Annotated in this window: 6 protein-coding genes; 2 read left to right on the top strand and 4 right to left on the bottom strand. The window is 69.5% G+C overall.

Going from position 1 to position 9,405, the window contains the following annotated elements; all coding sequences use genetic code 11:
* On the bottom strand, nt 1-191 hold a 191-nt coding region (locus P409_RS17180), incomplete at its 3' end, for a hypothetical protein (RefSeq protein ID WP_034839976.1).
* A gap of 253 nt (nt 192-444) precedes the next feature.
* On the opposite strand from P409_RS17180, the gene lysS reads away from it, so the two are divergent.
* Complete coding sequence (gene lysS, locus P409_RS17175) at nt 445-1,956, top strand: lysine--tRNA ligase (protein WP_081991579.1); 1,512 nt, start codon at nt 445-447, stop codon at nt 1,954-1,956.
* A gap of 120 nt (nt 1,957-2,076) precedes the next feature.
* Here the strand turns inward: lysS and P409_RS17170 are convergent, their stop codons facing one another.
* The 3 genes from P409_RS17170 to melA all read right to left on the bottom strand — a co-directional run bounded on the left by P409_RS17170 (nt 2,077) and on the right by melA (nt 8,397).
* Complete coding sequence (locus P409_RS17170) at nt 2,077-5,328, bottom strand: error-prone DNA polymerase (RefSeq protein ID WP_034839973.1); 3,252 nt, start codon at nt 5,326-5,328, stop codon at nt 2,077-2,079.
* Nucleotides 5,329-5,634: 306 nt separating this feature from the next.
* Nucleotides 5,635-6,885: an ABC transporter substrate-binding protein gene (locus P409_RS17165; protein WP_034839970.1), complete on the bottom strand. Its 1,251-nt coding sequence runs from the start codon at nt 6,883-6,885 to the stop codon at nt 5,635-5,637.
* Nucleotides 6,886-6,933: 48 nt separating this feature from the next.
* On the bottom strand, nt 6,934-8,397 hold the full coding sequence (melA, locus tag P409_RS17160) for an alpha-glucosidase/alpha-galactosidase (protein ID WP_034839966.1): 1,464 nt from the start codon (nt 8,395-8,397) through the stop codon (nt 6,934-6,936).
* A 149-nt stretch (nt 8,398-8,546) separates the two neighbouring features.
* Here melA and P409_RS17155 point away from each other — a divergent pair, with 149 nt between their 5' ends.
* Nucleotides 8,547-9,401, top strand: coding sequence for a helix-turn-helix transcriptional regulator (locus P409_RS17155; protein WP_161790418.1), 855 nt, complete (start codon nt 8,547-8,549; stop codon nt 9,399-9,401).
* The last annotated feature ends 4 nt before the right edge of the window (nt 9,402-9,405 follow it).

Raw genomic sequence — 9,405 nt, 5'->3', positions numbered from 1 at the left:
GGGGCGGGGGCGGCGGCGATCACCCGCGGGGCCGTGTAGGCCGGCGGTGTCGGCTGCGGCTCGGGTTCCGTCCTGACCGGCGCGGCCCGCTGCGCGGTCTCGGGTTCGGTCGAATAGGCCCAGGGCGTGACATCGGTGAGGTCGGAGCAGGCGGCCAGGCCGGCCGCGGCCAGGGTGGCCGCCACGGCCATTCGGGAAACGCTGTCTCTCATCTCGAACGCCCTCACTGCTCATAGCCGCCGGTCGGTACGGTGCCGGCTTCAATACGCAAGTATGCTCTGTTTCTCATAAACAGTCGTGAAACATTCGGATATCGAAATTCATCACCGTCCTGAGAAGAAGGGGGCCATGCGCGGAACCGGCTTGCACCCCCGGGATGCGGCGGGTAGAGGACGCGATCCCGGTCTGTCCGTCTTGTCGTTCCCTGCCCTGGAGTGCCCTGCCATGTCCGACAGCGTCGAGAGCGTCCGCGCCCCGCACGACGATGCCGACAACCCGCTGAAGACGCCGCGGCTGGAGAAACTGCGGGCGCTGCGGGAGAAGGGGATCGACCCCTACCCGTATCACTACGAGAAGAATGCGGACGCCGCCGGGCTGCAGGCGCGCTATGCCGAACTGCCGGCCGAGGCGGAGAAGCCGGAGGATGTGGTCCGCATCGCCGGCCGCATCCGGGCGTACCGCAACAGCGGCATGTTCATCGACCTGCACGACGTCAGCGGCAAGATCCAGGTGTTCTGCCACAAGGACTATGCCGACCCGGCGACGCAGGAGCTGGTCGGGCTGCTCGACATCGGCGACCTGATCGGGGTCGAGGGCTTCATCCGCCGCACCAAGCGCGGCGAGCTGACCATCAACGCCCAGCATGTCGACCTGCTGGCCAAGACGCTGCTGCCGCTGCCGGAGAAGTATCACGGCCTGACCGATGTCGAGGCGCGCTACCGCCAGCGCTATCTCGACCTGATCATGAGCGAGGAGAGCCGCGAGACCTTCCGCGCCCGCAGCCGGATCGTCGCCGACATCCGCCGGCTGATGCAGGACCGCGGCTTCCTCGAGGTCGAGACGCCGATGCTGCATCCGATCCTGGGCGGCGCCTCGGCCAAGCCGTTCGTGACGCATCACAACACGCTCGACATGGACCTGTACCTGCGCATCGCGCCGGAGCTGTACCTGAAGCGGCTGATCGTCGGCGGCGTGTCGGAGCGGGTGTTCGAGATCAACCGCAACTTCCGCAACGAGGGCATCTCGACCCGGCACAATCCGGAGTTCACGATGCTCGAGCTGTACCAGGCCTATGCCGACTACACCGACATGATGGCGCTGGCCGAGGACATCTTCGCCACGGCGGCAAAGGCGGCGACCGGCGGCACCACCGTGACCTTCGGCGAACACAGGATTGAGTTCGGCGGCCAATACCGCCGCGCCCCGATGACCGAGCTGGTCAAGGAGGCGACCGGCGTCGACTTCCTGCAGATCCAGGGGGCGGAGGCGGCGCGGGAGGCAGCGAGGAAGCTGCAGCTCAAGGTCACCGGCAAGGAGAATTGGGGCCAGGTGGTGGAGCTGGTGTTCGGCGAGACGGTCGAGCACACGCTGATCCAGCCGACCCATGTCACCGACATGCCGAAGGAGATCTCGCCGCTGGCCAAGGCGCACCGCACCGACCCGCGCCTGACCGAGCGGTTCGAGACCTATGCCAATGGCTGGGAGCTGGGCAACGCCTTCTCCGAGCTCAGCGACCCGCAGGACCAGTATGAGCGCTTCGCCGCCCAGGTCGCGGCGCGCGACGCCGGCGACGACGAGGCCCAGATGATGGACCGCGACTACGTCACCGCGCTGGAATACGGCCTGCCGCCGACCGGCGGCATGGGCATCGGCATCGACCGGCTGGTGATGCTGGTGACCAACTCGGCCTCGATCCGCGACGTCATCCTGTTCCCGACCCTGCGGCCGCGGAAGTAGGACTCCCGCCACTTCTCCCGCGAGACGGGAGAAGGCTGGCTCTACGCTTATAGTAAGTCGAGCGTCTTCTCGCGTAGCCTCTCCCGCTTGCGGGAGAGGCGACGCGTCAGCTCTGTGGACCTATTTGAAGTCCCGGCTCTTCAGCGTCACCCGGTGGCCGCGGCCGGCGGCGGCGCGGGGGCGGCGCTGGGCCTCGGGGTCCAGCACCACCTGGTCGGTGCCGCGGGCCAGCACCGGCAGCTGGTCGGTCCAGTCGACGAAGCGCTCGGCCACCACATGGATCACCTGGTGCTCGCCCTCGCCGACCTTCTGCACCCGGCCCTCGCAGGCCAAGAGGCGGCCGGCATAGACGGCGCGGCGGTACCGCTCCGACACATGCGACCAGACCACGATGTTGGCGGCGCCGCTCTCGTCCTCGACGGTGACGAAGATGGTGCCGTTGGAGGTCTGCGGCCGCTGCCGGAACAGCACGATGCCGGCGACGCGGATGCGGGCGCCGTCGCGGGTCCCCTCGTCGCGCAGGCTGCGGGCCGGGGCGATGCCGAGCCTGGCGAGCGCCGGGCGCAGCAGCGCCAAGGGGTGCCTGGTCAGCGACAGGCCGGTGGTGGCGTAGTCCTCCAGCACCTCCAGCCCTGGCGGCAAAGGCGGCAGCTCGGCCGCCGCCTCCTCGAACAGCGCCAGCTGCGCCGGGCGGGCGGCGAACAGCGGCAGGGCCTCGCCCTCCACCCCGGCCACGGCCCACAGCCCCTGCTGCCGGTCGAGCCCCATCGAGCCGAAGGCGGCGGCCTCGGCCAGCCGGTTCAGGGCCCGGGACGTGACGCCGGCGCGGCGGGTCAGTTCGGCCGGAGACGCGTAGCCGGCGCCGCGGCGCTCGACGATCTTCTTGCCCTCCTCCTCGTTCAGCCCCTTCACCAGCCGCAGGCCCAGTCGCACGGCGTGGTCGCGGCCGGCCCCCAATCCAGCGATCGGCTCCAGCGTGCAGTCCCAGTCGCTGCGGTTGACGTCGACCGGGCGGATCTCGACGCCGTGCTCGCGCGCATCGCGCACCAGCTGGGCCGGGGCGTAGAAGCCCATCGGCTGGGAGTTGATCAGGGCACAGCAGAACACCTCGGGGTGGTGGTGCTTCACCCAGGCGCTCTCATAGACCAGCAGGGCGAAGGAGGCGGCATGCGCCTCGGGGAAGCCGTAGCTGCCGAAGCCCTTGATCTGGTTGAAACAGCGCTCGGCGAAGTCGCGCTCATAGCCGTTGGCGACCATGCCCTCGATGAAGCGCGTCTCGTACTGGTGGATCGTGCCTTCGTTGCGGAAGGTGGCCATGGCCCGGCGCAGCCGGTCGGATTCGCTGGGCGAGAAGCCGGCGGCGACGCTGGCCAGCTTCATGCCCTGCTCCTGGAACAGCGGCACGCCCAGCGTCTTCTCCAGGACGCCGCGGATCTCCGGCTTCGGATAGGTCACCGGCTCGATCCCGTCGCGGCGGCGCAGATAGGGATGCACCATGTCGCCCTGGATCGGTCCCGGCCGGACGATCGCGACCTCGATCACCAGGTCGTAGAACTTCTTCGGCTTCAGCCGCGGCAGCATCGACTGCTGGGCCCGGGATTCGACCTGGAACACGCCGATCGAATCGGCCCGGCCCAGCATCTCGTAGACTGCCGGGTCCTCGCGCGGCGTCATGCCGAGGGCCAGCGGCTCGGGGTATTGCTCCGGATAGTGCTTGTTCATCAGGTCGAAGCAGCGCTTCAGCGCGGTGAGCATGCCCAGCGCCAGCACGTCGACCTTGAGCATGTTGACGGCGTCGAGGTCGTCCTTGTCCCAGCAGATGACGGTGCGATCGTCCATCGCCGCGTTCTCGATCGGCACCATCTCGTCCAGCCGCCTGCGGGCGAAGACGAAGCCGCCGGTGTGCTGGCTGAGATGGCGGGGGAAGCCCATCAGCTCGACCGCCAGCTCCAGCGCCAGGCGCAGCCGGGGATCGGCCGGGTCCAGCCCGGCCTCGCGCACCTGGCCCTCGTCCAGCCCGTTCATGCTCCAGCCCCAGACCGAGCCGGACAGGGCGCTGATCATGTCCTCCGACAGGCCCATCGCCTTGCCGACGTCGCGCACCGCGGCCCGGGTGCGATAGCAGATGACGGTCGCGGCCAGGGCCGTGCGGTGGCGGCCGAATTTCTCGTAGATGTGCTGGATCACCTCCTCGCGCCGCTCATGCTCGAAATCGACGTCGATGTCGGGCGGCTCGTGGCGTTCCTCGCTGACGAAGCGCTCGAACAGCAGGTCCATCTGGATGGGGTCGATGGCGGTGATGCCGAGGCAGTAGCAGACGATGCTGTTCGCCGCCGAACCGCGACCCTGGTTCAGGATGCCGATGTCCTTCCGGCTGGCAAAGGCGACGATATCGGCCACGGTCAGGAAGAAGGGGGCATAGTCGCGCCGGCCGATCAGATCCAGCTCGCGGTCGATCTGGGCCTGCACCTTCTCGGGCACGCCATCCGGATAGCGCCGGGCCGCGCCCTCGCGGGTCAGCTGCTCCAGCCGCTCCTGCGCCGGGATGCCGTCCGGCGTGATCTCCTCGGGATACTCGTAGCCCAGCTCGTCCAGGCTGAACCGGCAGCGTTCGGCGATCTCGACCGTCCGCTCCAGCGCCTCCGGGTGGTCGCGGAACAGCCGCGCCATCTCCTCGGGCCCCTTCAGGTGCCGCTCGGCATTGGCCTCCAGCCGCCAGCCGGCATCGTCGATGGTGCAGTGCTCGCGGATGCAGGTGACCACGTCCTGCAACCGCCGCCGCTCGGGCACGTGGTACAGCACGTCGTTGGTGGCCACCAGCGGCACCCGCACCCGCCGCGCCAGTTCGGCCAGATCGGCCAGGCGGCGGGCATCGTCGCCGCGGTAGCGGTGGCTGGCGGCCAGGAACAGGCGCTTCGGCGCCTCGGCCCGCAGCCGGGCCAGATGGTCGGCGAAGGCGTCGTCGATCCGGTCCGGCGGCAGCGCCACCAGGATCTGCCCCTCCAGCCAGGGCGGCAGGTCGGCGAAGGCCAGGTCGCACTGCCCCTTCTTCGCCCGCCGGTTGCCGATGGTCAGCAGCCGGCACAGCCGGCCATAGGCGGCGCGGTCGGTCGGATAGCACAGCAGGCCCGGGGCATCGATCAGGTCCAGCCGGCAGCCGACGATGTAGGGGATGCGGCTGGCCTTCTGCCGGTCCTCGTCGCGGTTGGCGATGACATGGCCGCGCACGATCCCGGCCAGGGAATTGCGGTCGGTCACGGCGATGGCCGACAGGCCCAGCAGGATCGCCGTCTCCACCAGCTCCTCCGGATGCGACCCGCCGCGCAGGAAGGAGAAGTTGGTGGTGACCTGCAGCTCGGCATAGGCGGTCATGGCAGGGCCGCCTCCCGCCGGCGGACAGCCTTGCCAGATTCACAGATCTTTGGAGTGAGCTTTTTAAAGTCCCCCCTCCCCTTGCGGGAGGGGGGCAGGGGGAGGGGCTGCGCGCGTCCGCGCGCGAATGGGCAGGGCACCGAACTCGCCATCCGGCCGGTTCGCGACAGTCTGGGCCGACTCGATCCGAGAGAACCCCCTCCCCCTACCCCCCTCCCGCAAGGGGAGGGGGGACTCAAAAGAGGCGATGTGTGAATGTCGTAGCTCCTCGGGTAGGGTGAGGGGGCGGCTCCCGCCAAGCTCAACTCACGACGAGCTCAGCTCGCCGGACTGGCGCAGGGCGCGGTTGACCTGCTTGCCGAGCCAGGCGGCGACCTCGGCCGGGTCTTCCTTCTTCAGGAGCACCCGGCCGATCGATTCCTCCATCGCCCGGGTGATCTGGCCCAGCGCCACCGGCGGGAACACGACGCCGGTCGGCGCCAGCGAGGAGAAGCCCTCGCCCCACACGCCGGGGCTGACCACGTCCTTGCGGATCGAGGTCGTCGGCCGCCCCGCCGCCTGGTAGTCGCGGCCGGTCATGAAGGCAGCGAAGGTCCAGGCCTCCTTCGGGTGCTGGGTCGATTTGTAGAGGAAGAAGGGGTTGATCTCGAAGAAGGTCGCCGGCTTCAGCTTGAAGGGCGGCGGCGCCACCTTCACATCGGCCATCGCCTCGGGGTTCTGCTGGGCGCGCGACTGCATCCAGGCGCCGTCCACTGCCATGGCGTATTTGCCGAGCGCGAAATTGCTGTCCTCCTGCTCCCAGCCCCAGCCGGCGGCTTCGGGCTGGATCGCGCCCTCGTCCAGCAGCCGGCGGTAGAAGGCGAGGACCTCTGTGGCCCGCGCCAGCTCGGCCTGGTCGTCGGCCCAGCTGTTCTTGTAGCCGCCATCCGGCTGGCGCCGGGCGATGGCGACGTCGTTCTGCGCCAGGTACATCACCAGCTCCTGCGGCGCCCGCACCCCGGTGCCGGCGATGCCGAAGCCGTGCTGCCCGGTGGCCGCCTTGATCTTCTGGGAGGCCGCGATCAGCTCGTCCCAGCTCTTCGGCGGCTCGGCGATCCCGGCCTTCTTCAGCATCTCCTCGTGATAGAGCAGCGCCCGGATGCCGAGGTAATGCGGCATCGCCATCAGCTTGCCGTCGATGGTCAGCGCCTCGATCACGTTGGGGTAGATCCCGTCGCGCCCCGGCCAGTCGGCGGTGTAGGGCGTGAGGTCGAGCAGCGCGCCCATGCGGTACAGCTCGCCGAACCACTCCGCCAGGCCCCAGGAGATGTCGGGCGCGTCGCCGCCGGCCACGGCCGTCACCAGCTTGTCGTGCAGGGCGCCGAAGGCGATGTTCTGGGTCTCGATCCTGATGTCCGGATGCGCCTGCTCGAAGGCGGCGATCTGCGCCTGCATCGCCCTGGCGTCGGGCTGGGCCGGGTCCCACGCCACCCAGAAGCGCAGGGTCACCGGCTCGGCCACCGCCGGCAGCGCCAGCAGCAGCCCCGCCAGCATGAGCGCGATCTTCGTCAATCTCATGGTCGCCTCCCCTCGTTGATGGTCCGCCGGGGCGTTGGTCGCCCCCGATCAGCTCGCGGCCTTGGCGGTGGCCCGGGCCTCGCGCAGCTGGTCGACGCTGCGCACCGACAGGCGGGCGGCGCCGCCCCAGTCGCGCGTCGCCACGCCGCCGCGGGCCAGGCTCTGCTTCGCGCCGTCGATCGCATCGGCGAATTGCGGCAGCCACTCGGCCTGGGCCACCAGCAGCTCGTCGACCATCTGCCAGACCTCGTCCGGGTTGCAGACGGCGCCGACCAGCGGGTCGTGCAGCACGGCCAGGCGCAGCAGGTCGAGATCGCCGGTCACCGCCGCCTTGACCGCCATGCGCTGGACGTTGACCGAGGTGGTGCAGGTGGCGGCGCAGCCCAGCGGCAGCTCCAGCCCCGCCGCCATGTTCAGGCCGAAGCGGTCGACGAAGCCCGGCGTCTCGACGATGCAGTCCTGCGGCAGGTTCGTGATCAGCCCTTCGTTGCGCCGGTTGAAATGGCCGCGATAGACCCGCCCGGTCTCCAGCGCCTCGATGATGTAGCTGCCGTGCTCGTCGGAGCGGCGGTACTCGGACAAGGGCGCCCCGGCCTCGGACAGCCAGCGCGGAAAGTCGGTCTCGAACCAGTTCCGCTGCTCGGTGCAGTGGCGCAGATAGCCGCCGGTCTCGCCGTTGATCCAGTTCGACAGGTCGATCCAGCGATTGATCTCGTCCGGCCGCTTCCGGTACCAGGGCAGGTATTCGCTGAGATGGCCGTTGCTCTCGGTCGAATAGCAGCCGAAGCGGCGCAGCACGTCGATCCGAACCTTCTCCTCCCGGCTGTAGCGCGGGTGGCGCTCAAAGGCTTCCAGCAGCTCCGTCGCCTCGATCTTCCGGCCCTGGAAGCGGATGTCGATGTACCAGGTCTGGTGGTTGATGCCGGCGCAGACATAGTCGACCTCGCGCGGGTCCTCGGCGCCCAGCACCTCGGCGATCTGGTGCCAGCCATGCTGCACGCCGTGGCACAGGCCGATGGTGTTGGCGATGCCGCCATGCTCGATCGCGGCCCAGGTGTTCATCGCCATCGGGTTGGCGTAGTTCAGGAACCACGCCCCCTCCTCCGCCTCCGCCCGGATGTCGCGGCAGAAATCGAGGATCTGCGGGATGTTGCGCTGGCCGTACAGGATGCCGCCGGCGCAGATGGTGTCGCCGACGCATTGGTCGACGCCGTATTTCAGCGGGATCTCGATGTCGCTGGCGAAGGCGCGCAGGCCGCCGATGCGGACGCAGCTGATGACGTAGCGCGCGCCCGCCAGCGCCCGGCGCCGTTCCACCGAGGTGGTGACCTTGGCCGGCAGGCGGTTGGCCTCGATGTCGCGGCGCAGGATCTGCGCCACCATGTCGAGGTTGTCGGCATTGATGTCGTGCAGCGCGAATTCGGTGTCCTGCAGCTCCGGCACCTTCAGCATGTCGCGCACCAGCTTCCGGGTGAAGCCGACGCTGCCCGCGCCGATCACGGCAACCTTCATCGCATCCTCCCGGGGCTCGATGCCCCTCGGCAAGCTATTTCGTGCTATGGTCTATGGGGCCGGGAAAACCGGCGAAAGAGGAATTCCGTGCGATCATGGGGCATTCCATGCTGTCGGCGCTGCGAGAGCGGCTCCCTGGCGGAGTCTCGGTGGTGTTCCCGAAGGACCGCTACCGGCTGCACGCCATGGTCACCAGCGCCGGCTACGACCGCTGCACCGACCCCGGCTACGACTGGCACGGGCTGAGGCGCGGCGACGCGCCCTTCGTGCTGCTGCAGCACACGATCGGCGGCCGCGGCCATCTGCGGGTCGAGCGCAGGCGCTGGGAGCTGCGGCCGGGCCAGACCATGCTGCTGCGCTTCCCGCAGGACAATCGCTACTGGCTGGGCCGCAACCCGGAATGGGAGTTCTTCTGGCTGTGCCTGAACGGCCGCGAGGTGCTGCGGGTCTGGCGCGAGGTCACGGCCGCGCACGGCCCGGTGGTGACGCTGCCGGAGGCCGCGGTGGAGCGGTTGGCGGGCCTGTGCCTGTCGGCGCTACAGGGCGAGGCTGCGAGTCCGGCCCGCGCCTCCGCCCTCGCCTATGGCGCGGCGATGGGACTGGCGGAAGAGCTGCTGCCCTGGGGCGAGATGCCGGCGGCATCGCCCCGGCCGGCGGCAATCGAACGGGCCGTGTCGCTGTGCGCCGGTCAGCCGGCGGAGCGGATCGACGTCGCCCGCATGGCCAAGGCCTCGGGCTACAGCCGCTATCATTTCAGCCGGGTCTTCGCCGCGCATGAGGGCACGACGCCGGCCCGCTACCTGCTGCGCCTGCGCATGGAGGAGGCGGCGCGGCTGCTGCATGTCGAGGAGACGCCGATCAAGATCATCGCCCAGCGCTGCGGCTTCGACGACGCCAACTACTTCGCCAAGGCGTTCCGGCGCTTCTACGGCATCGGGCCGCGCGACTTCCGGCGCAGCGGCATGTATGCCGGGGCGGTGCGCGCCGGCCGGGCCGACGCATGACGAC

Source organism: Inquilinus limosus MP06, from assembly GCF_000767795.1.
Taxonomy (GTDB): Bacteria; Pseudomonadota; Alphaproteobacteria; order DSM-16000; family Inquilinaceae; genus Inquilinus; species Inquilinus limosus_E.
This window is presented reverse-complemented; position numbering and strand designations above follow the sequence as displayed.